Genomic DNA, 25,343 nt, shown 5'->3' with positions numbered 1-25,343 from the left:
ACGCCCCACCCGGGACTTCGTCTAAGAGGGCCGCGCAATGCCCCGGGTGCAAAGCCTCCGGGCATAGGGCCCGGCTTCGAAACGACGGGCATCCGCTCGGGTGACGATACGGCGGAGGAGAGCGCGGCGGTGGAGCGCGGAATGTCGGGTGGGCAACAGGCCTTGCAGCAAGGGGTCGCGCAACGGGACGTGCGTGAGCCGTCGGCCGAGCCCGAGATCGTGTTCGAGACCCGCGGCGAGGCCGGGCTGATCACCCTGACACGGCCGAAGGCGCTCAATGCCCTCACCCTGCCGATGGTGGAGGCGATGCACCGGCAGCTCCGGGCCTGGGCGGGGGATGCGCGGGTCAGCCGGGTCGTGGTGCGCGGCTCGGGCGGGCGCGCCTTCTGCGCGGGTGGCGACATCCGCCAGATCCAGGCCCTCGGCAAGGCCGGGCGCCATGCCGACGTGATGGCGTTCTGGCGCGGGGAATACTGGCTCGACGCCGCCGTGAAGTCCTACCCGAAGCCCTACATCGCCCTGATCGAAGGGATCGTGATGGGCGGCGGCGTCGGCATCTCGCTGCACGGCGACGTGCGGGTCGCGGCCGAGAACTACAGCTTCGCCATGCCCGAGACCGGCATCGGCTTCTTCCCCGATGTCGGCGCGACCTACGCCCTGCCGCGCCTGCCCGGCTACACCGGGCGCTACCTCGCGCTGACGGGCGCACGGATCGGTGCGGGCGACGCGCTCGCCGTCGGCCTTGCGACCCACGCGGCGCGGGCGGACGATTTCGAGACCATCATCGAGCGGCTGGCGGGGGGAGGGGCGATCGCCCGCGCCTTCGACGGCCTCGATGCGCCGGGGACGGAGACCGGCCCCCTCGTCGCCGAGGGAACGCTGATCGACACCTGCTTCTCCGCCGACACCGTCACGGAGGTGCTCGCCCGGCTCGACGCGGCAGCGCGGGACGGCTCCGCTTTTGCCGGCGCGACCGCGGCGACGATCCGCACCCGCTCGCCCACCAGCCTGACCATCGCCCTGGCGCAGATGCGCCGCGGGGCCGACTTGAGCTTTGCCGAAGCGATGCTCGCCGAGTACCGGCTGTGCGAGCGGGTGATGCGCGGGCACGATTTCTACGAGGGTGTGCGGGCGGTGATCATCGACAAGGACAACCGGCCGGCCTGGCAGCCCGCGACCCTGGATGCGGTCGATGCCGGGGCGATCGAGGCCGCCTTCGGCCCGCTCGACGGCCCCGAGCCGCTCTTCGACGGCAGCCAGGGCCCGCCTGAAGCGGTGCACGCCGCGGAGGCCCGACCGTGAGGGCGCTCGCCAAGGTCGGCTCGACCCTCGACGGGCGCGGACGCCCGAGCGCCGGAGCCGGCGACCGCATCGAGGGCACCGCGCCGCGGGCGCAGACCCGCTGGGACGTGGTGCTGGTCTGGTTCATGCGCATCACCGCGCTGGTCTGGCTGGTCAAGGGACTCGCGACCTGGGGCGAGATCCTCGACCTGATCCCCGGCCGGACGCCGTTCGCCGAACTGCCGATGGGACGGCAATCGGCGATCGTCTACTTCGCGGTGATCGATTTCGTGGCCGCGGTCGGCCTGTGGCTGACGAGCGCCTGGGGCGGCGTGGTCTGGCTGCTCGCCGCGACCTCGGCCCTGACGCTGGCGCTGCTGACGCCGCAGCTCCTGCCGATGCCGGTGCCGGTGATCGCAGTGCAGGCAAGCATTGTCGCCATTTACTTCGTGTTATCCTGGCTGGCGGCGCGCGATGTAGGCTGAACAAGAGGTCAACATCATCGTTTCATTTTGCATTTACCGACAGAAGTAAATCGCGAGTTCATCCTGTCGCTTAAATCGGCTTTCATCGGTGCGGCTTAGGTTCACCTCATAAGCGATGCCGGCCAGCAAGAGCCGGACCGAACCGACAGGAAGGCACCACGATGAGCACGAAGGCCGCCAACACCGCCCTCAAGACCACCGACGCCGCCCCGGAGCTTCAGGGTGCCGCCGGCTCCTATCTCGAGGCGCTGCACCTCGTGGAGCGGCTGCACCGCCGCCTCCTCGACGTCATCAAGGACGAGTTCGACCGGCGCGGCCGCGAGGACGTCAACAGCGTCCAGGCGCTGCTGCTCTACAACATCGGCGACAAGGAACTGACCGCGAGCGAGCTGCGCTCGAAGGGCTACTATCTCGGCTCGAACGTGTCCTACAACGTCAAGAAGCTCGTCGAGGCCGGCTTCCTGCACCACGCCCGCTCCAAGACCGACCGGCGCTCGGTGCGCATCAGCCTGACGCCGAAGGGCCGCGAGATCCACGACCTGATCCAGGGCCTCTACGACAAGCATGCCCGCACGATCCAGCCGATCGGCGGCATCTCCGAGGACGATTTCGGCCGCCTCAACCAAGCGCTGTCCCGCCTGGAGCGCTTCTGGACCGACCAGATCCGCTACCGTCTCTGAGCGAGGCGCCGGGACATCGAAAGCAGGAAGGCCGGAGGGTTCTGTGGCGAACCCTCCGGCCTTCCTGCTTTTCGTCGCGTCAGAAGCAAACGAAAAGGGCGCCGCCCTCTCAGGCCGCGCCCCCGTTCTCACCGGATCGAGTCCGGCGACTCCTTCTTAGTTGAAGGTGTCGATCTCAGCGGACTCGTAGGAGGTGACTTCCATGCCGACACAGATCTCGGCAACGACGGGAGCGGACCACTTCATGACGTTTCTCCTGATAGACAAAATTGGTGAAACCGAACCAGCCTGGGGCTGGTGACGCCTTCTTAGTTGAAGGTGTCGATCTCGGCGGACTCGTAGGAGGTGACTTCCATGCCGACGCAGATCTCGGCAACGATGGGGGCAGACCACTTCATGGCGTGTCTCCTGGTAAAGTTTTGAATACGAAGATCGGTCTTTCGACCGGCTCGACCTCGAACTGAGGTGGGCCGCTCGTTCACCGGGTCCCTCGTGTTCGACGCCCTTGATATAGACAATCCGTTGGGCGCAATTCAAGCGGACCCTACACTTATATTTCTCATAGATTGCTCTCAGAAGCGCCCAAGCTGACGCCCAAGAGCGGCATCTTTCTGCCGAATGCGCGGAAAAGTGCTGGTCTTTCAGGGATATGGTGCCGATCGCCGCGATCCACAAGCGCAGCCAGCCGAACGGTGCGCACGCGTTTTTGCCGGTTTCTCCCGATCAAATTTATCGGAAGTCCGACGCTCCGGGCAGGGGCCGGGGCGCGAAAGGCCAGCCTCGGCCCGAGCGCCTGCCGACGCACCCGCACTTGTGATGCCGGGGGCGATGCGGCAAAGCGGGGCCCTCGCGCGCACAAGACCTCAAGAGCCCCGAAATGCACGACATCCGCGCCATCCGCGAGAACCCGGAGGCCTTCGACCGCGATCTGGAGCGGCGTGGCCTCGCGCCCCTCAGCGCCGAGCTGATCGCCCTCGACGACGCGCGCAAGGCTGCGGTCTCGGCGGCACAGGCGGCCCAGGAGCGGCGCAACGCGCTGTCCAAGGAGATCGGCGCCGCCAAGAAGGCCAAGGACGAGGCCCGTGCGACCGAGCTGATGGCCGAGGTCGCCCGCCTGAAGGAAGAGGCACCGGGCCTCGAAGCCGCGCAGGGAGAGGCAGCCAAGGCCCTCGACGAGCGTCTCGCCGCGATCCCGAACCGTCCGAAGGACGACGTGCCCCCCGGCGCCGACGAGCACGGCAATGTCGAGTACCGCCGCTTCGATTCCTCCCGTGAGCGCCTGGCGCAGGGCCGCCAGCATTTCGAGCTCGGCGAGGCCACCGGGCTGATGGATTTCGAGGCGGCCGCGAAACTCTCCGGCTCGCGCTTCGTCGTGCTGAAGGGCCAGCTCGCCCGGCTGGAGCGGGCGCTCGGCCAGTTCATGCTCGACCTGCACACCGGCGAGCACGGCTACACCGAGGTGGTGCCGCCGGTCCTCGTGCGTGAGGAAGCGATGTTCGGCACGGCGCAATTGCCGAAGTTCCGCGATGATCAGTTCGCGGCGGGCGAGAATTTCTGGCTGATCCCCACTGCGGAAGTTCCGCTCACCAACCTCGTGCGCGAAAGCATCCTCGCGGAGGACGAACTGCCCCTGCGCTTCACCGCGCTCACCCCCTGCTTCCGCGCGGAGGCCGGGGCGGCGGGGCGCGACACCCGCGGCATGCTGCGCCAGCACCAGTTCAACAAGGTCGAGCTGGTCTCGATCACCGCTCCGGAAAAATCGGCCGAGGAGCACGAGCGGATGCTCGCCTGCGCGGAAGCGGTCTTGAAGAAACTCGACCTGACCTATCGGGTCATGACGCTGTGTACCGGTGACATGGGCTTTGCCTCCCAGAAAACCTACGACATCGAGGTCTGGGTGCCGGGCCAGCAGACATACCGCGAGATTTCGTCCTGCTCGGTCTGCGGCGAGTTCCAGGCGCGGCGGATGAATGCGCGCTACCGGGCCAAGGAGGGCAGGGGGGTCGGCTTCGTCCACACCCTGAACGGCTCGGGCGTCGCGGTCGGCCGCGCGCTGATCGCCGTGATGGAGAACTACCAGAACCCCGACGGCAGCGTCACGATCCCGTCGGCGCTCCAGCCCTACATGGGCGGCCTCACCCGGATCGAGGGACCGAAGAACTGATGCGCATCCTGGTCACCAACGACGACGGCATCCACGCGCCGGGCCTGGAGACGCTGGAAGGCATCGCCCGTGCGCTCAGCGACGATGTCTGGGTGGTCGCGCCCGAGACCGATCAATCGGGCGTGTCGCACTCGCTCTCGCTCAACGATCCGCTGCGCCTGCGCCAGATCGGGGAAAAGCGCTTTGCGGTGAAGGGCACGCCCTCGGACTGCATCATCATGGGGGTGGCCCACATCCTCAAGGACCACAAACCCGACCTCGTGCTCTCGGGGGTCAACCGCGGCCAGAACGTGGCCGAGGACGTTACCTATTCCGGCACCATCGCCGGGGCGATGGAGGGCACGATCCTCGGTATCCGCTCGATCGCGCTGAGCCAGGCCTACGGCGCGGGCGGGCGGGCCAACCTGAAATGGGCCTGCGCCGCCACGCACGGGCCGCGGGTGATCGAGAAGATCCTGGAGATCGGCATCGAGCCCGGCATCCTCGTCAACGTCAACTTCCCCGATTGCGAGCCGGAAGACGTGCAGGGCGTGGCGGTCTCGGCGCAGGGCCAGCGCAATCAGGCGCTCCTGCAGATCGATGCCCGCCACGACGGGCGCGGCAACCCCTATTTCTGGCTCGCCTTCGCCAAGGCGCGGTTCGAGCCCGGCAACGGCACCGATCTCAAGGCGATCGCCGAGAACCGCATCTCGGTGACGCCGCTGCGGCTCGACCTCACCGACGAGCCGGAACTGACCCGCTTCGCCGCGGCGTTCCGGGCGTGAGCGGGGGCGGCCGTCCGGGCCCTCATGCCGCCTGAGGCCGGAGAGCCCGACGAACGGGCCGATCGGCTGTCCGCGGGGCTGGCGGAGGCGACCGGCAACGCCGCCTTCGTGCTGGCCCTGCGCGAGCGGGGCGTGCGCGACACCGCCGTGCTGCGGGCGATGGAACAGGTCCCGCGCGAGCGCTTCGCGCCGCCGGCCCTGCGCCCGCATGCGCGGCGCGACATCGCCCTGCCGCTCGCCTGCGGCCAGACCATGACCGCGCCGAGCGTCGTCGCGCAGATGCTCGGCGCCCTCGACCTCGCCCCCGGCCAGCGCGTGCTGGAGGTCGGCACCGGCACGGGCTACGTCACCGCCCTGCTGGTGCGGCTCGGGGCCGCCCATGTGCGCAGCCTGGAGCGCTACGAGGGGCTCGCCCGCGCGGCGCGGGCGCATCTGGGGCGCGACCTTTCCGACGTCACCGTCGAGACCAATGACGGGCTCGCGCCCGAAGTCGTGCGGGGCGGAAGCTACGACCGCATCCTCGTCAACGGCAGTCTCGCCGCGCTGCCGCCGCACCTCCCCGCCGCGCTCAAATCCGGCGGCCGGCTGGTGGTCGGTCATTGGACCGGGCGGGGGAGTCGGCTCGTGACGCTGACCCGCGACAGCGCGGCCGCCTACGCCCGGACGGAAGGGGCGGCGCTGCGCCTCGGACCCCTGACGCCGGGGCGTGCGCTGGCGCCGTAGCGGCTCGGCAACGGTTTGGCGCATCCGCGTCGAGGGGCGGTCTCGCCCACTCGGACATGCGATCGGCCGCGTTGCCAGACTCCCTCAACCTTTACGGAACCCGCGTGAATCCGATCCCCGCGACGATCTCGGGAACGGTTGCTTAACCTGAATCCCGTTTGAATAGCTCATCACGTTGCGTCAGTGTTTAAGCGGGTGCGTCGATGCGGGTTCGGGGGAAAATACTGGGCTTGAGGACGCTGTCGCGCTTCGCCCTCATCGGTATGATCGGCGGTGGCACCGCTGCTTGTTCGTCGGACGCCTCGCGTCTCGGCGATCCCTTCACCAACCCGTTCGCTTCGCTGACGGGTGAGCCCTCGGCCACCGGCAGCCTGCCGAACGACGGCGTCGAGGGTGAGATGGCGCCGGCGCCTGCGCTCCGCACGCCGCGCATCCAGTCCCAGGCGCTGCCCGCTCCCGGCCCGGCCCTGTCGCCGCGCCCCGGCGCGGTCAGCGCCGCCCCGGCCGCGCCCCGGACCGTGACCCGCGTCGCGACGGCCGAGCCGATCTCCGGCGGCATGGCGAGCAACGTGGCCGGCCTGAACCCCGATGCGGGCCGCGCGATGACGCCGCGTGCCTCCGCCCCGGCGCCGCAACCCAAGCTCCAGTTCGGCAAGCCCGTCGACAAGGCGGCTGAGAAGGCCGCGGAGAAGCGCGCCGCCGAAGCCGCTGCTGCGAAGGCGGCCGAGGCCCGCCGCGACGCCGAGCGGCAGGTTGCCGCCGCCAAGGTCGCCGAGGCCAAGGCGGCCGAAGCCAAGGCCGCGGAAAAGGCGGCGCAGTCGAAGAAGCTCGCCGACGCCAAGGCGGCTGAGGCGAAGAAGGCGGCGGAGGCGGCCAAGCATCCGCGTCCGGGCCAGAAGGGTGCCGAGAAGGTCGCCAAGGCCGAGCCGAAGGTCGATCCGAAGGATGCGGCCAAGGAGGCGGCGAAGGCTGAGGCCGCCCGCAAGGCCGAAGCCGACGCCAAGCAGGCCAAGGCGGACGCCGCCAAGAAGCTTGCCGAGGCTCGCGCCGCGGAAACGGCCGCGAAGGCCGCCGCCAAGGAGAGCAAGGAGGCCGCCAAGGCGTCCGCGAAGGAAGCGGCACCGGCTGCCCCCGTGAAGGTCGCCAGCGCCGACGCCTCCGCCCCGATCCCGGCTGCCGCCCCGCAGGCCGCGGCCGAGTCGTTCCGCTGGCCGGCCAAGGGCCGCATCATCAATGCCTACGGCTCGTCCGGCAACGAGGGCATCAACATCGCCGTGCCCGAGGGTACGCCGGTCAAGGCTGCCGAGGACGGCACCGTGGCTTATGCCGGCTCCGACGTGAAGGGCTACGGCAAGCTGGTGCTGGTGCGGCACAACAACGGCTACGTCTCGGCCTACGCCCATAACGGCGAGCTGGACGTGCGCCCCGGCGAGAAGGTGAAGCGCGGCCAGACCATCGCCAAGTCGGGCGCCACCGGCAACGTCACCTCGCCCCAGCTCCACTTCGAGCTGCGCAAGGGCGCGACCCCGGTCGATCCGATGCCCCATCTCGGCGGCTGATTGTTTCCGATCCCCACAGACGAAGGGCGGCTCCTCACGGAGCCGCCCTTTTTCGTTTTGGGTCTCGTCAGCGCGGCCGGCATGCCCCTCTCCCCGCGTGCGGGGAGAGGGGCATGCGGAAAGACTACCCGTCGAGCCGCTGACCCAACCGCCCGGCGAGATCCTGGATGAACTGGAACGCGGTGCGCCCGGAGCGTGAGCCGCGGGTCGTGGCCCATTCGAGCGCCTCGGCCCGCACCCGGTCCGGCTCCACATCGAGCGCGTAGCGCTCCACATAGGCGCGGATCATCGCCAGATATTCGTCCTGGCTGCATTTGTGGAATCCGAGCCAGAGGCCGAAGCGGTCGGAGAGCGAGACCTTCTCCTCCACCGCCTCACCGGGATTGATCGCGGTGGAGCGCTCGTTCTCGACCATCTCGCGGGCCAGCAGGTGGCGCCGGTTCGAGGTGGCGTAGAACAGCACGTTGCCCGGCCGCCCCTCGATGCCGCCGTCGAGCGCGGTCTTGAGCGACTTGTAGGAGGTGTCGTCGGCATCGAACGAGAGATCGTCGCAGAACACCAGCCAGGGGTGCGGGTCGTTCCGGAGCAGGCTCATCAGCTCGGGCAAAGCCTCGATGTCCTCGCGGTGGATCTCCACGAGCTTCATCGGCCGCGCGCCCTCCGGCCGGCGGGCGTTGATCTCGGCATGGGCCGCCTTGACCAGCGAGGACTTGCCCATGCCGCGCGCGCCCCAGAGCAGGGCGTTGTTGGCCGGCAATCCACGGGCGAAGCGCTCGGTGTTCTCCACCAGGGTGTCGCGGGCCCGGTCGATGCCGGTGAGGAGGCCGATTTCGACGCGGTTGACCCGCGGCACCGGGATCAGCCGCCGCTCGGGCCCCCACAGGAAGGCGTCGGCGGCGCTCGTATCCACCTTCGGGACGGTGGGCGGGGCGGCGCGCTCCAGGGCTGCGGCGATCCGCTCCAGAAGCGGCAGGAGATTCGGAATGGGGTCGGCAGGTGTCGGCTCTGAAGCCATGATCTCGGATCCGGTTGCGGGGGAGGGCGGCCGCCCTCGCTGAGGTGGCGCCTTGTAGGCGAAGGTCGAAAGAAAGGGGAACCGTGGCGGCGGCGGCCCGGATGCATCCCAGGGCTTCGCCCTGGTTTTACTACGGCTTCAAGCGCCGGCGGCCGCCTCCGCGGCCTCAGGCTGTCGCTCCGCTCGATGCTGTCCCGGGCTCACGCCCCGAAAAGCCCGCTCCGCGCGGCGCTCTTCGCGCTGCGAAGCCGCCCGAGCGGCTTCGAAGCGATTGCCCTGCGGGATGCATCACCCGCCGTTGCTTTCGAATCGCCCGTCGCTATAGTCCGCGCGCTTTCCGGCAGGTCAGATCTGGCCCGCCGGTCCTGGCATGTCTCTTTTTGGCAAGTCGCTTTCGGCAAGCCGGTTTTGACAAGCCCGTCGTCGCAAGGCACCGGTCCCGCCGGGCCTCACGGGCCGTCTGCCCTCGATCAGGAGTTTCTCGCGTTGATCACCCCCGCCTTCGCGCAAGGAGTCGGTGCCGGAAGCGGCGCGGATGTCGCGTTGCAGTTCGTGCCCTTCGTCCTGATCTTCGTGATCATGTATTTCCTGATCCTGCGCCCGCAGCAGCGCCGGCTCAAGGATCACCAGAACATGGTGAAGAACGTGCGCCGCGAGGACACCATCGTGACCACGGGCGGCCTCGTCGGCCGCGTCACGAAGGTCGCGGACGACGCCACCGAGATCGAGGTCGAGATCGCCCCGAACGTGCGCGTGAAGGTGGTCCGGTCGATGATCTCCGAGGTTCGCGTCAAGGGCGCCCCGGTCAAGGCCTCCTGAGAGGTCACATGAGGGTGCCGGCGCACAGGCCCGGCACCTTTCGGTAAACCCAGTCGGAACCGGGCGGATGTTGCGCTTCTCGAGAACCAAGATTTTCGCGACCCTGGCCATCATCCTGATCGGTCTGAGCCTCGCAGTGCCGAGCTTCTTCTCGAAGGAGCAGCGCGAGGCCTTCGTCAACGCGCTGCCGAAATCGATCCAATGGATGGTGCCGACCCGGGCGATCGTGCTCGGCCTCGACCTCCAGGGCGGCTCGCAGATCCTGCTGGAAATCGACCAGCCCGATCTCGTCCGCTCGATGGTCACCGGCTTGCGCGACGACGTGCGCCGCATCCTGCGCGAGGCCGCGGTCTCGCCGGACGGCGGCATCCGCGTCATCAACCGCGGCGTCGAGCTGCGCATCCCCGATGCGGCGGCCCGCGCGAAGGTGATGCCGAAGCTGCGCGAACTCGCAGCCCCCATCAACAACCCGCTCGCCGCCGGCGGCCAGACCCTCACGGTCAACGAGGCCGAGAACGGCACGATCCAGCTCGTCCTCACCGAGGCCGGCATCAACGACCGCACCCGCCGTGCGGTCAGCCAGGCGATCGAGGTCGTGCGCAAGCGCATCGATTTCGGCGGCACCAAGGAGCCGTCGATCCAGCAGCAGGGCGCCAGCCGCATCCTCGTCCAGGTGCCGGGCCTGCAGAACCCGCAGGAGCTGGAGGACCAGCTCGGCAAGACCGCCAAGCTCGAATTCCGGATGCTGGCCGATTCGCCCTCCGGCGACGTCGACATGCTCGCCTCGAAGGATGAAGGCGGCGCCAAGGTGCCGGTCGAGCGCCGGGTCATGGCCGATGGCAGCGATCTCACCGACGCCCAGCCCGCCTTCGACCCGCAGACCCACGAGCCGATGGTGAGCTTCAAGTTCAACCTGCGTGGCGCCCAGCGCTTCGGTCAGGCGACCTCGGAGAATGTCGGCCGGCGCATGGCGATCGTGCTCGACAACGTGATCCAGTCGGCCCCGGTGATCCGCTCGGCGATCACCGGCGGTACCGGCCAGATCACAGGCAACTTCACCGTCAAGGACGCCAACGACCTCTCGGTGCTGCTACGGGCCGGTGCCCTGCCGGCCAAGCTCACCGTGGTCGAGCGCCGCGTCGTCGGCCCCGGCCTCGGCCGCGACTCGATCGAGGCCGGCAAGATGGCGACCCTGGTCGCGGGCGGCCTCGTCATCGCTTTCATGTTCGCAACCTACGGCACCTTCGGCTTCATCGCCAACATCGCCCTCATCGTGCACGTCGGCCTGATCCTCGGTCTGATGTCGGTGCTGGAAGCGACGATGACGCTGCCGGGCATCGCCGGCATCGTGCTCACCATCGGCACGGCGGTCGATTCGAACGTGCTGATCTACGAGCGCATGCGCGAGGAAGCCCGCGGCGGACGCTCCCTGGTCTCGGCGCTTCAGGCCGGCTTCGACCGGGCGTTCGCCACCATCATCGACTCGAACTCGACCATGGCGATCGCCGCCCTGCTCCTGTTCTTCATGGGCTCGGGCCCGGTGAAGGGCTTCGCCGTGGTGTTCATCCTCGGCATCCTCACCACCGTCATCACCGCCGTGACGCTGACGCGCATGATGATCGCGCTGTGGTACAACTGGTTCCGGCCCAAGGCCCTGCCGTTCTAGGGGCGCCGCCGCCTCGTTCCCGGCGCGGCCCACTCGCCGCGCGAAAGCTGAAATCTCAGGGGATGCGCTCGGAGCGCCCCCTTCGCTTCGAGACCGACCATGCGCCTGCTTCGCCTCTGGCCCGACGAATCGCATTTCGACTTCATGCGGTTCCGGCGCGTCACCTTCCCGCTTTCGGCGGTGATGTCGGTCGTGACCCTGGTGCTGTTCATCACCGTCGGGCTCAATTACGGCATCGACTTCAAGGGCGGCACCCTGGTCGAGCTTCAGGCCAAGGCCGGGCAGAAAGCGGACGTCGCCGAGATCCGCCATACCGCCAACGGGTTCGGCTTCGGCGAGACCGAGGTGCAGGAACTCGGCGGCGAGGGTCAGGTGCTGGTGCGCTTCCCGCTCCAGGCCGGCGAGCAGGGCCAGACCGCGGTGATGCAGAAGGCGCACGCCGCCTTCGACGCGAGCTACGATTTCCGCCGCACGGAGACCGTGGGGCCGCGTGTCTCGGGCGAACTCGTGCAGTCCGGCACGATCGGCGTCGTGCTCTCGGTGCTGGCGGTGCTGCTCTACCTGTGGTTCCGCTTCGAGCGGGAGCTGGCGCTCGGCGCCATCGTCGGCACCCTGCACGACATCGTGCTGACGGTCGGCGTGTTCATCATCACCCGCATCGAGTTCAACATGACCTCGATCGCGGCGATCCTCACCATCGTCGGCTACTCGCTCAACGAGACCGTGGTGGTGTTCGACCGGACCCGCGAGCTGATGCGCCGCTACAAGACGATTCCGGTGGTGGAACTCCTCAACCTCTCGATCAACTCCACCATGTCGCGCACGGTGATGACTTCGCTCTCTACCACCCTGTCGCTGGTGGCGCTGGTGCTGTTCGGCGGTGAGGCGATCAAGGGCTTTGCCGTGGTGATGCTCTGCGGCGTGGTGATCTGCACCTACTCCGCGATCTTCGTCTCGACCCCGTCGCTGATCTATATCGGCCTGCGCCTGTCCGGCGCGAAGGCGTCGCAGCGCGAGTCGGGCCTGCCGCAGGCGGCCGAGTAGGGCGCGGCGTGCGGCGGGAGGCGCGAGACCGATCCGGGACGTCTTTCTCCGCCCCGGCGGTTGAGAGGGACGCCCGCGCTTCCGACATGCTCCGGTACGGAATGCGGGCGAGCGGAGGCATGGCGTGAGCGAGGGACGAATCCCCGGGCAGATCCACGACGGCTTTCTGCCCGGCCGCCACGGCATCGACGCCTACGGCAATGGCGGCTTCCGCTTCGGGCAGATGTCCCACCGGGGCTCGATCCTGCTGCTGCCCTCCGGCGTGCGCGCCTGGGAGGTGAACGAGCCCACCGGCATCGACGGGACGAGCCTCGGCCCGGTGCTCGCCGAGGCCGAGGGGATCGAGCTGCTCCTGATCGGCACCGGCGCCGAGATCGTGTTCCTGCCCGAAACCTTGCGCCAGCGCCTCAAGGCCGCAGGCATGGGCCTGGACACGATGCAGACGGGGGCAGCCGCACGGACCTACAACATCCTGATGGCCGAGAACCGCAAGGTCGCGGCCGCGCTGATTGCCGTCTAGAGCCATGCCCGGCTGATTGCATCAGGCCGGGCATGGCTCTAGGTCCTTGTTTTGTCGCGCTTTCTTTCGACGAACCGGCATCCACTTCGTCGGAGAGCGCTTTAAGTTCCGAACGCCGCGTGAGCCCCGCTCCATGACGCGCCCCGAGACCCGAACCGAGACGAGCCCGGAGGCCGGCAACGGCGGACTCGCCTTCGCCTTCCGGCATTGCGAGGAACTGGTGCGCGAGAGCGACCCGGATCGCTACTTCGCGGCCCTGTTCGCGCCCGCCGCCTTCCGGCCGCACCTCTTCGCGCTCTCCGCTTTCAGCCTGACCATCGCCCGCGTCCGCGAGGCGGCCTCGAACCCGATGGCGGGGGAGATCCGCCTGCAATGGTGGCGCGATGCGCTCCAGGGTGAGGCGCGGGGTGACGTCCGGGCCAATCCCGTCGCCGCAGCCTTGGACGATGCGATCGTCACGCGCCGCCTCGGACGCCAACCCTTCGTCGATCTGATCGATGCCCGCGTCTTCGACCTCTACGACGATCCGATGCCGCGGGTGAACGATCTGGAGGGCTATTGCGGCGAGACCGCCTCGGCGCTGATCCGCCTTTCCGGGCTGGTGCTCGCCGATGGGGCCGAGCCCGGTGGCGCGGCGGCGGCCGGCCATGCGGGCGTCGCCTACGGGATCACCGGCCTGTTGCGGGCGCTGCCGTGGCACGCGCGTCAGGGACAGGTCTACCTGCCCGGTGACCTGCTGCGCCAGAACGGGGTCACGCGTGAGGACATCGTCTCGGGCCGGGGCGGGCCGGGCCTCGTGCGCACCTGCGCCGAATTGCGGGCTTTGGCACGGCGCCACCTCGCCGCCTACGAGGCGGCCCGCGGCACCATCGCTCCGGCAGCCCGTCCCGCCTTCCTGCCGACCGCGCTGGTCGAGCCCTATCTCGCGGCGATGGAGCGGGCCGGCTACGATCCGCTCAACAGCGTGATCGAGATCCCCCGCTGGCGCCGCCTGTGGCGGCTGTGGCGCGCGGCACGCACCGGGCGATAGAGACGTTTCACACACTTATGGAAGCTCCTCCCCGCGAAGGGGAGGAGCTCGATGGGGCGGGGCGTCAGCGCGCCTTCTTCGTCAGCTTCTGGGCGATCTCGAACATCTCCTCCGGCGCATAATCGGGCGCGAAGGCCGAGGGGATGCCGGTGAGCTGGTGGATCTTGCCGCCGTCGGGCATGCCCTCCACGATCTCCAGCTCGCCCGGGGGATCGCCCGGCAGGGCGTGCTCGCTGCTGTTCCAGATCCCGGCGATGTCGCGGTAATCGTTCGGGCTCCAGGTGTAGAGCCGGCGATGCGACCCCTCCTGCAGGTACTTCTGGCACTCGGGGATCTTGTCGAGGTTGATGTTCGGGGTCGGCAGGAACTTGTCGAGGTCGACGCCGGTGATCTGCTTCAGCGCCAGGGCGTAGGCGTGGGCGTGGACCGAGCCGCGCACCAGCAGGTAGCCGCAGACCTCACGACCGGTCGGGTCGGACAGGGTCTCGTAGACCCGCAGCTTGTGCAGGCGGGCGCCGCATTCGAGGTGGAAGTTGTGCAGGAGATCGACGACGACATTGCCCGTCGAGGTGATGAAGTCGTTGTTCCACGAAGCGCCGTTGCTGTTGATTGGCGCCGAGCCACCCCCGTTCGACAGGAAGGCCGCGGCAAGCCGGATGTCCTTCATGTCCTCGAACGGCGCGCCCGAAATGTCGCCCCCGTCCGTCTCGTCGCCGTCGTTGTCGGGCCCGTTGTTGAGCATGGCCACGCCGTTGCTCACGAGCTCCACGTGGCCGAGTTCCTCCGCCGTGATGCTGGAGACGAGGCTGTAGAACGGCTTGAGCTTGTCCTTGCTGCGGAAATTGAAGCTCTGGAACATGTAGTTCCCGAGCGTGGACATCTCGCCGTATTTGCCGCCCAGCAACTCCTGCAGCGCGGCAGCCGCGTTGGGGTCCTTCCGTTTCGGTGCGGGAAGCTCGGCTTGTAGCTTGTCGACGCGCATGAACATGGGAGGAGGCCTCTCGCTGCTGCCGGTCACCACCGGAACGTGCGCCGCAGAAAGCCCCGAGCATCATCACAGCCAGGATCGGCCCGATGGTCGGAGGTTCAGTCGGGCACTGGGTGTGGTGTTGGAACCGCGCGATGAAGGGCTCTGTTCCCGGCCCCACGCATCGGTTGCAGGTTTAACGCCGGGCCGCTCCTGCCCCCGGACCTGCCATGCGCGGCGGCGTCGCGGTGCGCAAAAGCGTCACCAAGAAAACATCTGTCGATCGTGGGATTGAATACATGATGCCTTGCGTTGAGCGGGCCCAGCGGCTCTGCTAGCACCCTGTGCCAGAAGGTCCCGGCGGAAGATCGGGGCCTGGGAGGAGCAAGGCCCGTGACACCCTGGAATCAGGTCTACGATCCATTCGGGAGCCAATGGCTCTCGACCTTCATGGCGTCGCTGCCGGTGATCGCCCTGCTCGGCATGATCGCGAGCGGCAAGATCAAGGTGCACATCGCCGCCATCCTCGCCCTCGTCGTCGCCTTCCTCGTGGCGGTGGTGGCCTTCGGCATGCCAACCGACCTCGCGGTCCGGGCGACCCTCCTCGGCGTCGTCACGGGCATGTTCCCGATCGGCTGGATCATCCTCAACGTCATCTTCCTCTACCGGCTGACGGTGGAGAAGGGCTGGTTCGCAATTCTCCAGCAATCGGTGGCCGGCATCACCGAGGACCGGCGCATCCAGCTCCTGCTGGTCGCCTTCGCCTTCGGCGCCTTCTTCGAGGGCGCGGGCGGCTTCGGCACCCCGGTGGCCGTCACCGGCGCCATCCTGATCGGGCTCGGCTTCTCGCCGCTGGCCGCCTCCGGCCTCTCGCTCATCGCCAACACCGCCCCCGTCGCCTACGGCGCACTCGGCGCGCCGGTGCAGGGTCTGGCCTCGGTGACGGGCTACGACCCCTACATCCTCGGCGCGATGATCGGCCGTCAGCTGCCGTTCTTCTCCGTGATCGTGCCGTTCTGGCTGATCTGGGTGTTTGCGGGCTTCCGCGGCATGATCGCGATCTGGCCGCCGATCGCCGTTTGCGGCATCTCGTTTGCCGCGGCGCAGTTCCTGATCTCGAACTACATCAACCCCTGGATCGTCGATATCGGCGCCTCGCTGGTCTCGATGGCCGCCCTCGTCGCCTTCCTGAAGGTGTGGCGTCCGGCCCAGCTGTGGACCTCGCCCGCCCTGCGCGGCCACGACCCGTCGGTCGGCTACGGTGAGCCGCGTCCGGCCTCCCTCGGCGCGGGCGTCCCCGGCGATCTGCCCAAGGTGCATGTCGGCGGCCGCACCGCCTCGTCGAGCGAGATCTTCATGGCCTGGGTGCCGTGGATCATCCTCTCGATCATCGTGGCGATCTGGGGCACCGGCTGGTTCAAGGGCATCGTCAACCCGATCTTCTCGTGGAAGTACGAGGTGCCGGGCCTGCACAACATGATCATGAAGGTGCCCCCGGTGGAGGCCGCGCCGAAGGCCGAGGCCGCGATCTTCAACTTCACCTACATGTCCTACACCGGCACGGGCGTGCTGTTCGCCGCGATCATCTCCGGCATCATCATGCGGTTCTCGCCGGTCCGCCTCGTCACGGCGTATTTCGAAACGATCTGGGTGCTGCGCTACTCGCTCATCACCATCGCCGCGATGCTCGCCCTCGGCGTGCTCACCCGCTACGCTGGCGTCGACGCCACGCTCGGCCTCGCCTTCGCCGGCACGGGCATCCTCTACCCGTTCTTCGGCACGCTGCTGGGCTGGCTCGGCGTCGCGCTCACGGGTTCGGACACGGCCTCGAACGTGCTTTTCGGCGGCCTGCAGCGGATCACGTCCGAGCAGCTCGGACTGTCGGGCATCCTCATGGCCTCGGCGAATTCGTCCGGCGGCGTGATGGGCAAGATGATCGACGCCCAGTCGATCGTCGTGGCCTCGACGGCGACGGGCTATTTCGGCCAGGAGAGCAAGATCCTTCGCTTCGTGTTCTGGCACTCGATCGTGCTGGCCTGCCTCGTCGGCGGCCTCGTGATGCTCCAGGCCTACGTCTACCCGTTCACCGAGATGGTGATCCATCCGGCCGCGACGGCACCCGCCGCGCACTGACCGATCGGATCAACGGCACGTAAACGAAGCCCGCCCCGAACGATCGGGGCGGGCTTTTTCGTGGATCGGAAATTAGCGTGGGCCGGGCGCGTCCGGCTTTGCAACCTCGACCGGCGCCGGCCGGGCGAGCCGGCCCTCCTCGGCGCGGTGGACGTATTGGCTCGCCACCAGCCAGCCCTTGAAGAAGCGCAAGGGGAGGGTGCAGGCGATCAGCACCACGGGCAGGGTCAGGGCGAAGTGGAGCCAAACCGGCGGGTCGTAGGTCAGCTCCAGCCACAGGCCGAAGGCGACGGCGGGGATCGCCGTGGTCATCATCACGAAGAAGGCGGGTCCGTCGGCGGGATCGGCAAAGGAGAAGTCGAGGCCGCAGGCGTCGCAGCGCGGGGCGATGCTCAGAAACCCCTTGAACAGGTGGCCCCGGCCGCAGCGCGGGCAGGCGCTGCGCGCCGCCACGGAGAGCGGCGCCTGGGGCTCGTACCGGGTCTCGGTCGGAATCACGTCACGGGTGTCGGTCATCACGGTCTCCTGGCGAGGCAACCAAAGCCCGCTGCGATGGTTCGCCAGCGCCCCGCAGGCCACCCATGCGGGACCGGATGGATTTTTTCGAGCCGAGATTTTTCCAACGACCCTGGATTAAATGGCGGCGACAGAGCGTTAATGGTCTCACGCGCGCCACAGCATGCCGCAAACATGTTCCTCCGCCGGATCCACCGCGACAGCCTGAGCGACCTGCCCGGTCTCGAGACCGGGCGGCTGACGATCGCGCCGCTCAGTGCCGGAGACGCGCGGGCCGTGCACGCACTCACCGACGATCCGGCGATCACCGGCGCTGTCGATTTTCTCGCCACCCCCTTCACCCTGGCGGACGCCGAGGCGCTGATCGCCTCGGGCCGGCATGGGCGCGACCGCTTCCTCGGCGTCTGGAGCCGCGAGGCGGCCGCCCCGCTCGTCGGCGTCGTCGGCACCCATCTGCGGGGGGAGGGCGCGGTCGAGATCGGCTACTGGATCGGCGGCGCCGCCCGCGGCCGCGGCTTCGGGACGGAGGCGGTCTCCGCCATCGTCGGCCTGCTGCGCCGCCGCTTTCCCCGCCGGGCGATCGTGGCCGAATGCCGGCCCGGCAACGTCGCCTCCTGGGGCCTGCTGCACAAGATCGGCTTTCGCGAGACCGGCTCGGAGGGACACCGCCCCGGCCGCCGCCAGCTCGTCCTCGAAGGGGTCTGACGCCGCAGGCGGTGCCGACGGGCCGGACGGGCGGGATGGACCAAAGACCGGGAAGCGGCGGATCTCGAATCGGCTTAAGATCGGCGAATGGGCCCTCGCCGGCCAGTGCCGGCGCGCCGGAAGACATGATCGCGATGACGGCCAGCGCACAATCGGATATCGGCGGCCACTCCGACGAGGCGGCTCCCCTGGCAGGCGGACAGGCCCTGCGCCTCCTGATCGTCGACGATCACCCCCTGTTCCGCGAGGCGCTGGCGAGCGCCATTGCGCTCGCCTTCCCCGAGGCCGTTTTGCACGAGGCGGACGGCATCGGCACGGCCTGCGAGATCCTGGGCCGGAACCCCGCCATCGACCTGACGCTGCTCGATCTCTCGATGCAGGGCGTGACCGGGTTCGAGGGGCTCACCGCGATCCGCACGCGCTTTCCCCGCGTGCCGATCCTGATCGTCTCCGGCGTCACCGATCCGCGCATCATGCACGAGGCCGTTCGGCACGGCGCGGCCGGCTTCGTGCCGAAGGCCGTCGACAAGGCGACCCTGACCCGGGCGATCTCCGAGGTCCTCGGCGGCGCCCTGTTCATGCCGCCCGATCTCGCCGCCGCGCCGGCCCCGGTGCGGGGCGGCGACAAGGCGCCGATCGCCGAGCGGGTCGCCCGCCTGACCCCGCAGCAGATGCGGGTGCTCGGCATGATCCGCCAGGGCAAGCTCAACAAGCAGATCGCCTACGAGCTGCAGGTCGGCGACTCGACGGTGAAGGCCCACGTCTCCGAGATCCTGCGCAAGCTCGAAGTCATCAGCCGCACGCAGATCGTGATCGAGACGGCTTATGTCGATTTCGATCAGGCGGGCGGGGGGTTCTGAGGGGGATCGCCTTCAGGCGAACCGTTTCGCCGCGACGACGCACAGCACCACCCCGGCGGCGACCGCGACCATCGCCCCCTCGACCGGCTCGCCCAGCAGAAGGCCGGCGAGCGCGAGCCCGAAGAAGGGCTGGAGCAGTTGCAGTTGCCCAACCCCGGCGATGCCGCCGAGCGCCAGCCCGCGATACCAGAACACGAAGCCGACCAGCATGCTGAAGACCGAGACGTAGCCGAGCCCGGCCCAGGCCGGCAGGCCGATCCCGGCCCAAGAATCCGGCAGGGTGGCGAGCGCCAGAACGGCCATGGCGGGCGCGGCCAGAACGAGCGCCCAGGAGATGACCTGCCAGCCGCCGAGCCGGCGCGACAGGCGCGCGCCCTCAGCGTAGCCGAGACCGCATAGCAGGATCGCCCCCAGCATCAGCCCGTCGCCGGTCAGGTCAGCGCCGTCGCTGCGCGCCAGGGCGAAGCCCGCCACCAGTACGCTGCCCACGCCCGAGAACAGCCAGAAGGCGGGTTTCGGCCTGTCATCGGCCCCCAGCAAACCGAACAGGGCGGTGGCGAGCGGCAGCAGGCCGATGAAGACGATGGAGCGGGCCGAGGTGATGTGCCGGAGCGCCAGCGCCGTGAGCAGGGGAAAGCCGACCACCACGCCGAGAGCCACCACGCCGAGCGGCGCGAGATCGCCCCGCGCCGGCCGCTTCTGCCGCAGCACGGCCAGGAGCGCGCCTCCGAGCCCCGCGGCGATCACCGCGCGCGAGGCGGTGAGGAAGAGCGGCGTGAAACCGCCGACCGCCACCCGCGTCGCCGGCAGCGAGCCGCTGAAGATGAGCACGCCGAGGAAGCCGTGGCCCCACCCGCGCCAGGTCTTTCCAACCGGACTGTTCGTGTGATGTTCGGGCATCGTTCGTCTCGAAGGGCGATGCGAGGTTAGAGCTTGAACTCTGGCGGTGACAGAAACAGTACCCTACAGTTCAAACCGAACTGTATGGCCCTTTACGCCCATATGCTTGAGCGACCGCGACATGACGGATGAAACCGTGGGCCGTACGGCGGCGGTGATGACGGCGATCCGCACCAAGCTCGCCGCCCGGGCGCTGAGCCCGGGCGAGAAGCTGCCCTCGATCCGCCGCTTCGCCACGACCATGGGCGTCTCGCCCTCGACCGTGGTCGAAGCCTATGACCGGCTCGCGGCGGAGGGGCTGATCCGGGCGCGGCCGGGCGCGGGCTTCTTCGTCTCGGGGGCGGTCTCGCCGCTGGCGCTCACCGAGGCGGAGCCGCGGCGCGAGCGGGCGATCGATCCGCTCTGGGTCTCGCGCCAATCGCTCGATGCCGGTCCGGAGATGCTCAAGCCGGGCTGCGGCTGGCTTCCGGCGGAGTGGATGCCGAACGCGGCGATCCGCCGGGCCGTGCGCGGCCTCGCGCAGGCCGGGGACCCGGTACTGACGGATTACGGCGTCACCCGCGGCGCGCTGTCCCTGCGCCGTCACCTCGTGCGCCGGATGGCGGGGGAGGGGATCGAACTCGGCGCGGATCAGCTGCTGCTCACCGCCTCGGGCACGCAGGCCATCGACCTGATCGGCCGCTTCCTCCTGCGGCCCGGCGACACGGTGATCGTGGACGATCCCTGCTACTTCAACTTCCAGGCCTTGCTGCGCGTCCACGCGGTCCGGATCATCGGGGTGCCCTACACGCCGACGGGGCCCGATCTCGCAGCCTTCGCCGCGGCGCTCGCTGAGCATCGCCCGCGCCTCTACGTCACTAATTCGGCGCTCCACAATCCGACCGGCGCGACGCTCTCGCCGCAGAATGCCCACCGGCTCCTGACGCTTGCGGCAGCGCACGACCTCACCATCGTCGAGGACGACATCTTCGCCGACTTGGAGCCCGAGCCGTCGCCCCGGCTCGCCGCCCTCGACGGCCTGAACCGCGTGATCCGCATCGGCAGCTTCTCGAAGACGCTCTCGGCCTCGATCCGCTGCGGCTTCATCGCCGCGCGCCCCGACTGGATCGAGGCCCTGGTCGATCTCCAGGTGGCGACGAGCTTCGGCGGCCCGAGCCCGGTCGCCGCCGAGCTGATCGCCGGTACGCTCGCCGACGGCAGCTACCGCAAGCATCTGGAAGCCTTGCGCCGCCGCCTGTCGCGGGCGCGCCGGGAGGCCACCGCCCGGCTCGGTTCGCTCGGCATCACGCCCTGGATCGTGCCGCGCGGCGGCTTCACCCTGTGGTGCCGCCTGCCCGACGGGCAGGACGCGGCGGCCCTCGCCCGCGCCGGTTTGGCGGAGGGTCTGGTGCTGGCCCCCGGCAACGTCTTCAGCGTCTCGCAGACGGCCGGCAGCTTCATGCGCTTCAACGTGGCGCAGATGACCGATCCGCGGGTCTATGACGGGCTGGCGCGGGCGATGGAGGCAGCGAAGATCTCACCCGCATCCTCACCCTGAGCTGCCGCAAAGCGGCCTCGGACGGTCTTCCAGTACCCCGCGCGATCCCTGGAAGCCCGTTCGAGGCCTGCGCTTGGCTCCGGCACCTCAGGGCGAGGGCGCTGACTGGGATGACCTACGGCGACAGCTTGTCGATCAAGCTCTGGATCTTGCCCGGCAGCGGCGTGCCGTCCTGGTGGCTGTAGAGGTCGCGCAATTGCCGGCCGATCTCGGAGAGGCTCATCGTACCCTTGACGATGAGCCGGTCGGCCTGCCGGCCGAGGCTCTCCTTCTCTTCGCTCGTGATCTCCTTGGCGGTGAGCACCACCACGGGGATGCTGTCGCCATCGGGGCGGCCGCGCAGCGCCCGCAGGAAGGCGAAGCCGTCCATCACCGGCATCATCAGGTCGAGCAGGATCAGGCTCGGGCGGACCTGATCCAGGCTCTCGAGGGCGGCGGCGCCGTTCTCGGCCTCGCGCACCTGCCAGCCGTCGCGCTGGAGCGTGCGGCGCACCCGCTCGCGGGCATCGGCGTCGTCATCGACCACGAGCACGCTGCCCTCGCGGTCGACGGGGCGGTAGCGCTCCATCGCATCCTTGAGCGCACCCCAATCGATCGGCTTGACCATGTAGTCGGTGGCGCCGAGCACGTGGGCGAGGCTGAACTCGTTGACCACGCTGGTGATGATGACCGGCGTCTCGGCGATCTCGGGATCGGTGCGGATCGCGTGCAGCACCGCCCAGCCGTCCATGCGCGGCATCTCGATGTCGAGCAGGATCGCCCGCGGCTTCAACGCCCGGGCCAAGGTCAGCCCGGCCCGCCCGTCATTGGCGGTGCGCACGCGGAACCCCTCGCGTTCGAGGAAGCGCTGGAGCAGGTCGCGGGCGGCCGGGTCGTCATCGACGAGCAGCACCACGTCATGCAGATGCGCCTCGCCCTCGGTGATCTCCTGAACGCGGGCGGCGACGCTTTCCGCCTCGACCTCTTCCTCGTGGGCGGCGAGTTCGGCCGGCAGGCGGATCGTGAAGGTCGCGCCCGCGCCGAAGGTGCTCTCGACACCGATCGTGCCGCCCATCCGCTCGACGAAGGCGCGGGTGATGGCGAGCCCGAGGCCGGTGCCGCCGAACTGGCGCGTGGTCGATTCGTCGGCTTGAGAGAAGCGCTCGAACAGCCGGCCGATCTGCTCTTGCGTCAGGCCGATGCCGGTATCCGAGACGGAAAAGCTCAGCCAGTCGGCCCCGTCCTCCCGCAGGCGCCGCACACCGAGGATGATCTCGCCATCCTCCGAGAACTTCGCCGCGTTGCCGATCAGGTTGATCAGCGACTGGCGCAGCTTCAGCTGGTCCTGATGCATGGCGCCCAGATCCCCCTCGAAATCGAGGCGGAAGCGGTTGCGCTTCTTCGTGATCAGGCTCTGCGTGGCGGCCGTGACATCCTCGATCAGGGATACGACATCGAAGGTCTCCGCGGCCAGGGTCAGGCGACCGGCCTCGATCTTGGAGATGTCGAGCACGTCGTTGATGAGGCCGAGCAGGTGGCGGGCCGACGACTCGATCTTGCGCAGATCCGGCAGCAGCTCGGCCTGGCCCAGATCCTCCAGCTCCTCGCCGAGCATCTCGGAATAGCCGATCACCGCCGAGAGCGGCGTGCGCAACTCGTGGCTCATATTGGCCAGGAACTGGCTCTTGGCGAGGTTGGCGGCCTCCGCCGCGGCGCGGGCATGCTCGATCGCGGCCTCGGCCTCCTTCCGGGCGGTGATGTCGATGTTGAGGCCGACCCATTCACGGATGGAGCCGTCCTCGGCGAGCACCGGCACGCCGCGCACCTCCATGTCGCGCCAGACCTCGTCGTGGCGGCGCAGGCGGTACTCGACCTCGAACACGGTCACCCGTTCGACGCATTCGGCCCAGACTTCGGCGACGCGCGCCCGGTCGTCGGGATGGATCGCGTCGATCCAGCCCCAGCCCTGATAGGCCTCGTCGCTCTGGCCGGTATAGGCGGCCCAGCTCGGCTGGGGCGGCATCAGCTCCCCTTGCGCGGTCGTGCTCCAGATGACGGCGGCGGAGGCATCCACCAGCGCGCGGAAGCGCTGCTCGGAATGGCCCAGCGCGTCCTGCGCGAGACGCGTCTCGGTGACGTCGGTGTTGGTGCCGTACCAGCGCAGGACGGTGCCCTCCGCATTGCGGACCGGCTCGGCCATCGACAGGAACCAGCGGTAGCGGCCGTCCTTGCCGCGCAGGGGGAAGGTGTCCTGCCACGACTCGCCCGCCGCGATGCAGCTGGCGAAGCGCTCCGCGGCGCGTTCGAGATGGTCCGGGTGGTGCAGCTTGCGCCAGCCATGGTCGGCCATCTCGGCGGGCGTCGTTCCGGTGTAGTCGTACCAGCGGCGATTGTACCAGACGAGGGTGCCGTCGGCCTCGGCGATCCAGGCGAGTTGCGGCAAGGCGTCGGCGAGATTGCGGAAATCGGCCATGGTCGGCCCGGTTTCCGGCACCTTCCCGTCCTGTACGGTCACGGTGATGTCTCCCGTCAGCTTCGTCGGCATCATGGCTTCGTCGGCGTCGCAGCCGCGTCGTCACGGTTTGCGTCCGCCCGGTGTGGCCGGCTTTCGCGCGGATGCGAAATCAAAAGTCAGCGGCGCAGGCGGTTGCCGAGGACGAAGCCGAACAACCCCATCAGCACGATCCCCGCTGCCCCCTGCAACCCGACCAGCAGGTTGGTGACGCGGCCCAGCGGCTTCACCCCGATCTCGGGCGGGTTGGCGGTCATCATGTTGAGCGCGCTGTAGCTCACGAGATCGAGCGGGTTGTAGGTCGGCGCGTTCTCGCCCTCGTGGAAGAGCCCGCCCGTCGCCCCATAGGCCCCGGCGAACAGGAAGATCCCGACGAGGAAGGCGCGGGCGATCCGCGACAGGCTCTCGCCGTAGTCGCACAGCCACTCGACGAAGCGGTCGGCGATCCAGCGGTAACCGGAGCTCAGCGTTCCCCGCACATCGCGGGCGAAAAAGGCCTCGCGGGCCCGCACGCCGGCATGGCGGCGGCCCATGCGGCGCCCGCGCTTGTAGGCCCAGCTCGCGCCCTCGGGGCTGCCGATGCTCTGAAGGTTGCGCTCAAGCGCGAGATAGCTCGCCTGCGCCGCCTCGTATTCGCCCGCCGCCTCTTCGCCGACCATCCCGCCGATCTGCTCGACGGTGAGCCGCACGCCTTCCAGCCATGCGCCGGCAAAGCGCGCGCGGTGCAGCTTGCACGTCGTGAGGTCGAGCCGCACGAGGCTGGTGCGGGAGAAGTCGGCCCCCGACAGGTCCGCCCCGTCGAGGTGGGCCCCGGAGAAGTTAGCGCCGCGCAGCCGCGAGCCGACGAGCCGCGCCTTCTTCAGGCTCGCCCCCTCGAAATCCGCGCCGGTCAGGTTGCAGTCGGAGAGGTTGGCCTCGTCGAGCCGGGCCTTTCGGAACACGGAATCGTCGGCATCCGCCCCGGTGAAGTCGGTGCCCCAGAGGTCGGCGCCCTCGAAGCGGGCGCCATCGAGCAAAGCCTTGTCGAGCCGGGCAAAGCGCATGGTGGCGTCGGAGAAGTCGGCATCCTCCAGCATCGCCTCGCGGAAGGAGGCCTGCCCGCCGGCAATTCCGGTAAAGCGCGCGCCGCTGAGGTCGGCACCGGCAAAGTCCGCTTCCTCCAGGCAGGCATTCGCGAAGCCGGCCGAGCGCGCGAGGGCTCCGGCGAGCGAGGCGCGACGCAGGTTGGCGTCGGAAAAATCGGTCATCTCCAGCCGGGCGTCGGCGAGGTCGGCGCCGGCGAGGTCGAGCCCGCCCACGCCCTCCGTCCACCAGCGCGGCGGCGCCGTCGGATCGATGTGACCGTTCAGCGCGGCGCGCGACAAGGTCAGTCCGGCCAGGTCGTCGCGCCCGGCGATCGAGAACGGCGCCTCGTCGTCCGAGAGACGCGCGAGCAGTGCTGCGACGCGCGGATCATCGCCCTCCGCATCGCCCTGTCGCACCGC

The 25,343-nt window shown here is 69.1% G+C and carries 24 protein-coding genes; 16 read left to right on the top strand and 8 right to left on the bottom strand.

The genetic code is table 11. From position 1 onward, the window contains the following. Positions 1–141 precede the first annotated feature (141 nt). From OVA30_RS17505 to ldtR, 3 genes are all read left to right on the top strand, one after another. Complete coding sequence (locus tag OVA30_RS17505; protein WP_268176192.1) at positions 142–1,302, top strand: enoyl-CoA hydratase/isomerase family protein; 1,161 nt, start codon at positions 142–144, stop codon at positions 1,300–1,302. Further along, complete coding sequence (locus OVA30_RS17500; protein WP_015824335.1) at positions 1,299–1,766, top strand: DUF6163 family protein; 468 nt, start codon at positions 1,299–1,301, stop codon at positions 1,764–1,766. Before OVA30_RS17505 ends, OVA30_RS17500 begins: the two co-directional genes overlap by 4 nt. A 161-nt stretch (positions 1,767–1,927) precedes the next feature. Next, entirely contained in the window at positions 1,928–2,446 is a 519-nt protein-coding gene (ldtR, locus tag OVA30_RS17495) for a transcriptional regulator LdtR (RefSeq protein ID WP_003605707.1), read from the top strand. Between the two features lie 156 nt (positions 2,447–2,602). On the opposite strand, the gene pqqA (OVA30_RS17490) is transcribed toward ldtR, so the two are convergent. Beyond that, a complete protein-coding gene (gene pqqA / locus OVA30_RS17490) occupies positions 2,603–2,692 on the bottom strand; it encodes a pyrroloquinoline quinone precursor peptide PqqA (protein ID WP_015857429.1) in 90 nt (29 codons plus the stop codon). A 62-nt stretch (positions 2,693–2,754) separates the two neighbouring features. Further along, on the bottom strand, positions 2,755–2,844 hold the full coding sequence (pqqA, locus tag OVA30_RS17485; RefSeq protein ID WP_015824334.1) for a pyrroloquinoline quinone precursor peptide PqqA: 90 nt from the start codon (positions 2,842–2,844) through the stop codon (positions 2,755–2,757). A gap of 479 nt (positions 2,845–3,323) precedes the next feature. On the opposite strand from pqqA (OVA30_RS17485), the gene serS reads away from it, so the two are divergent. From serS to OVA30_RS17465, 4 genes are all read left to right on the top strand, one after another. After that, complete coding sequence (gene serS / locus OVA30_RS17480) at positions 3,324–4,610, top strand: serine--tRNA ligase (protein WP_268176191.1); 1,287 nt, start codon at positions 3,324–3,326, stop codon at positions 4,608–4,610. After that, entirely contained in the window at positions 4,610–5,374 is a 765-nt protein-coding gene (surE, locus tag OVA30_RS17475; protein ID WP_003605704.1) for a 5'/3'-nucleotidase SurE, read from the top strand. The genes serS and surE overlap by 1 nt, the downstream gene beginning before the upstream one ends. A gap of 24 nt (positions 5,375–5,398) precedes the next feature. Then, the gene (locus OVA30_RS17470) at positions 5,399–6,097 is read left to right on the top strand and encodes a protein-L-isoaspartate O-methyltransferase family protein (protein WP_015824331.1); all 699 of its coding nucleotides are present in this window, start codon (positions 5,399–5,401) and stop codon (positions 6,095–6,097) included. A 203-nt stretch (positions 6,098–6,300) separates the two neighbouring features. Next, the gene (locus OVA30_RS17465) at positions 6,301–7,656 is read left to right on the top strand and encodes a murein hydrolase activator EnvC family protein (protein ID WP_268176190.1); all 1,356 of its coding nucleotides are present in this window, start codon (positions 6,301–6,303) and stop codon (positions 7,654–7,656) included. A gap of 124 nt (positions 7,657–7,780) precedes the next feature. Here the strand turns inward: OVA30_RS17465 and OVA30_RS17460 are convergent, their stop codons facing one another. After that, positions 7,781–8,671, bottom strand: coding sequence for an ATP-binding protein (locus OVA30_RS17460; RefSeq protein ID WP_056499610.1), 891 nt, complete (start codon positions 8,669–8,671; stop codon positions 7,781–7,783). A gap of 486 nt (positions 8,672–9,157) precedes the next feature. Between OVA30_RS17460 and yajC the strand changes: the two genes are divergently transcribed. From yajC to OVA30_RS17435, 5 genes are all read left to right on the top strand, one after another. Next, the gene (gene yajC, locus OVA30_RS17455) at positions 9,158–9,490 is read left to right on the top strand and encodes a preprotein translocase subunit YajC (RefSeq protein ID WP_003601296.1); all 333 of its coding nucleotides are present in this window, start codon (positions 9,158–9,160) and stop codon (positions 9,488–9,490) included. Positions 9,491–9,557: 67 nt separating this feature from the next. Further along, a complete protein-coding gene (secD, locus tag OVA30_RS17450; RefSeq protein WP_012255346.1) occupies positions 9,558–11,156 on the top strand; it encodes a protein translocase subunit SecD in 1,599 nt (532 codons plus the stop codon). A 99-nt stretch (positions 11,157–11,255) separates the two neighbouring features. Then, a complete protein-coding gene (gene secF / locus OVA30_RS17445; protein WP_003601299.1) occupies positions 11,256–12,200 on the top strand; it encodes a protein translocase subunit SecF in 945 nt (314 codons plus the stop codon). A gap of 124 nt (positions 12,201–12,324) precedes the next feature. After that, entirely contained in the window at positions 12,325–12,720 is a 396-nt protein-coding gene (locus tag OVA30_RS17440; protein ID WP_268176189.1) for an Mth938-like domain-containing protein, read from the top strand. A 133-nt stretch (positions 12,721–12,853) separates the two neighbouring features. Continuing rightward, entirely contained in the window at positions 12,854–13,750 is an 897-nt protein-coding gene (locus OVA30_RS17435; protein WP_003601301.1) for a phytoene/squalene synthase family protein, read from the top strand. Positions 13,751–13,814: 64 nt separating this feature from the next. Here the strand turns inward: OVA30_RS17435 and OVA30_RS17430 are convergent, their stop codons facing one another. Next, positions 13,815–14,738, bottom strand: a complete 924-nt coding sequence (locus OVA30_RS17430; RefSeq protein ID WP_003601302.1) for a manganese catalase family protein — start codon at positions 14,736–14,738, stop codon at positions 13,815–13,817. 372 nt (positions 14,739–15,110) lie between these two features. Between OVA30_RS17430 and OVA30_RS17425 the strand changes: the two genes are divergently transcribed. Beyond that, the gene (locus tag OVA30_RS17425; RefSeq protein ID WP_003601303.1) at positions 15,111–16,850 is read left to right on the top strand and encodes an L-lactate permease; all 1,740 of its coding nucleotides are present in this window, start codon (positions 15,111–15,113) and stop codon (positions 16,848–16,850) included. A 72-nt stretch (positions 16,851–16,922) separates the two neighbouring features. Here the strand turns inward: OVA30_RS17425 and OVA30_RS17420 are convergent, their stop codons facing one another. Beyond that, positions 16,923–17,366, bottom strand: a complete 444-nt coding sequence (locus tag OVA30_RS17420; RefSeq protein ID WP_268176188.1) for a DUF983 domain-containing protein — start codon at positions 17,364–17,366, stop codon at positions 16,923–16,925. A 174-nt stretch (positions 17,367–17,540) separates the two neighbouring features. On the opposite strand from OVA30_RS17420, the gene OVA30_RS17415 reads away from it, so the two are divergent. After that, positions 17,541–18,071 (top strand): GNAT family N-acetyltransferase, encoded by a 531-nt coding sequence (locus tag OVA30_RS17415; protein ID WP_268176187.1) that lies wholly within the window; start codon positions 17,541–17,543, stop codon positions 18,069–18,071. Between the two features lie 125 nt (positions 18,072–18,196). Beyond that, positions 18,197–18,931 carry a response regulator gene (locus OVA30_RS17410; protein ID WP_003601306.1) on the top strand — a complete coding sequence of 245 codons (735 nt, stop codon included), beginning with the start codon at positions 18,197–18,199 and terminating at the stop codon, positions 18,929–18,931. A gap of 12 nt (positions 18,932–18,943) precedes the next feature. Here OVA30_RS17410 and OVA30_RS17405 read toward each other — a convergent pair whose 3' ends face one another. Beyond that, complete coding sequence (locus OVA30_RS17405) at positions 18,944–19,831, bottom strand: DMT family transporter (protein WP_268176186.1); 888 nt, start codon at positions 19,829–19,831, stop codon at positions 18,944–18,946. A 121-nt stretch (positions 19,832–19,952) separates the two neighbouring features. Here OVA30_RS17405 and OVA30_RS17400 point away from each other — a divergent pair, with 121 nt between their 5' ends. Continuing rightward, a complete protein-coding gene (locus tag OVA30_RS17400; protein WP_268176185.1) occupies positions 19,953–21,368 on the top strand; it encodes an aminotransferase-like domain-containing protein in 1,416 nt (471 codons plus the stop codon). Positions 21,369–21,483: 115 nt separating this feature from the next. On the opposite strand, the gene OVA30_RS17395 is transcribed toward OVA30_RS17400, so the two are convergent. Together OVA30_RS17395 and OVA30_RS17390 are read right to left on the bottom strand one after the other, a co-directional pair. Then, on the bottom strand, positions 21,484–23,892 hold the full coding sequence (locus OVA30_RS17395) for a hybrid sensor histidine kinase/response regulator (protein WP_253387495.1): 2,409 nt from the start codon (positions 23,890–23,892) through the stop codon (positions 21,484–21,486). An 86-nt stretch (positions 23,893–23,978) separates the two neighbouring features. Continuing rightward, positions 23,979–25,340 carry a pentapeptide repeat-containing protein gene (locus OVA30_RS17390; protein WP_268176184.1) on the bottom strand — a complete coding sequence of 454 codons (1,362 nt, stop codon included), beginning with the start codon at positions 25,338–25,340 and terminating at the stop codon, positions 23,979–23,981. Between the last annotated feature and the right edge of the window lie 3 nt (positions 25,341–25,343).

Source organism: Methylorubrum sp. SL192, assembly GCF_026672325.1.
Lineage (GTDB): Bacteria > Pseudomonadota > Alphaproteobacteria > Rhizobiales > Beijerinckiaceae > Methylobacterium > Methylobacterium extorquens.
The sequence above is the reverse complement of the archived record's forward strand: the minus strand, read 5'-3'. Positions and strand labels throughout refer to the sequence as shown.

Excerpts from the sequence above, each read along its gene's own strand:
- OVA30_RS17415 (WP_268176187.1), top strand. The coding sequence starts at position 17,541 with ATGTTCCTCCGCCGGATCCACCGCGACAGCCTGAGCGACCTGCCCGGT.
- serS (WP_268176191.1), top strand. The coding sequence starts at position 3,324 with ATGCACGACATCCGCGCCATCCGCGAGAACCCGGAGGCCTTCGACCGC.
- OVA30_RS17400 (WP_268176185.1), top strand. The coding sequence starts at position 19,953 with ATGACGGATGAAACCGTGGGCCGTACGGCGGCGGTGATGACGGCGATC.
- OVA30_RS17505 (WP_268176192.1), top strand. The coding sequence starts at position 142 with ATGTCGGGTGGGCAACAGGCCTTGCAGCAAGGGGTCGCGCAACGGGAC.
- OVA30_RS17395 (WP_253387495.1), bottom strand. The coding sequence starts at position 23,892 with ATGCCGACGAAGCTGACGGGAGACATCACCGTGACCGTACAGGACGGG.
- OVA30_RS17435 (WP_003601301.1), top strand. The coding sequence starts at position 12,854 with ATGACGCGCCCCGAGACCCGAACCGAGACGAGCCCGGAGGCCGGCAAC.
- pqqA (WP_015824334.1), bottom strand. The coding sequence starts at position 2,844 with ATGAAGTGGTCTGCCCCCATCGTTGCCGAGATCTGCGTCGGCATGGAA.
- OVA30_RS17470 (WP_015824331.1), top strand. The coding sequence starts at position 5,399 with ATGCCGCCTGAGGCCGGAGAGCCCGACGAACGGGCCGATCGGCTGTCC.
- OVA30_RS17405 (WP_268176186.1), bottom strand. The coding sequence starts at position 19,831 with ATGCCCGAACATCACACGAACAGTCCGGTTGGAAAGACCTGGCGCGGG.
- ldtR (WP_003605707.1), top strand. The coding sequence starts at position 1,928 with ATGAGCACGAAGGCCGCCAACACCGCCCTCAAGACCACCGACGCCGCC.
- surE (WP_003605704.1), top strand. The coding sequence starts at position 4,610 with ATGCGCATCCTGGTCACCAACGACGACGGCATCCACGCGCCGGGCCTG.
- secF (WP_003601299.1), top strand. The coding sequence starts at position 11,256 with ATGCGCCTGCTTCGCCTCTGGCCCGACGAATCGCATTTCGACTTCATG.
- OVA30_RS17420 (WP_268176188.1), bottom strand. The coding sequence starts at position 17,366 with ATGACCGACACCCGTGACGTGATTCCGACCGAGACCCGGTACGAGCCC.
- OVA30_RS17430 (WP_003601302.1), bottom strand. The coding sequence starts at position 14,738 with ATGTTCATGCGCGTCGACAAGCTACAAGCCGAGCTTCCCGCACCGAAA.
- OVA30_RS17465 (WP_268176190.1), top strand. The coding sequence starts at position 6,301 with ATGCGGGTTCGGGGGAAAATACTGGGCTTGAGGACGCTGTCGCGCTTC.
- OVA30_RS17410 (WP_003601306.1), top strand. The coding sequence starts at position 18,197 with ATGATCGCGATGACGGCCAGCGCACAATCGGATATCGGCGGCCACTCC.
- secD (WP_012255346.1), top strand. The coding sequence starts at position 9,558 with ATGTTGCGCTTCTCGAGAACCAAGATTTTCGCGACCCTGGCCATCATC.
- pqqA (WP_015857429.1), bottom strand. The coding sequence starts at position 2,692 with ATGAAGTGGTCCGCTCCCGTCGTTGCCGAGATCTGTGTCGGCATGGAA.
- OVA30_RS17460 (WP_056499610.1), bottom strand. The coding sequence starts at position 8,671 with ATGGCTTCAGAGCCGACACCTGCCGACCCCATTCCGAATCTCCTGCCG.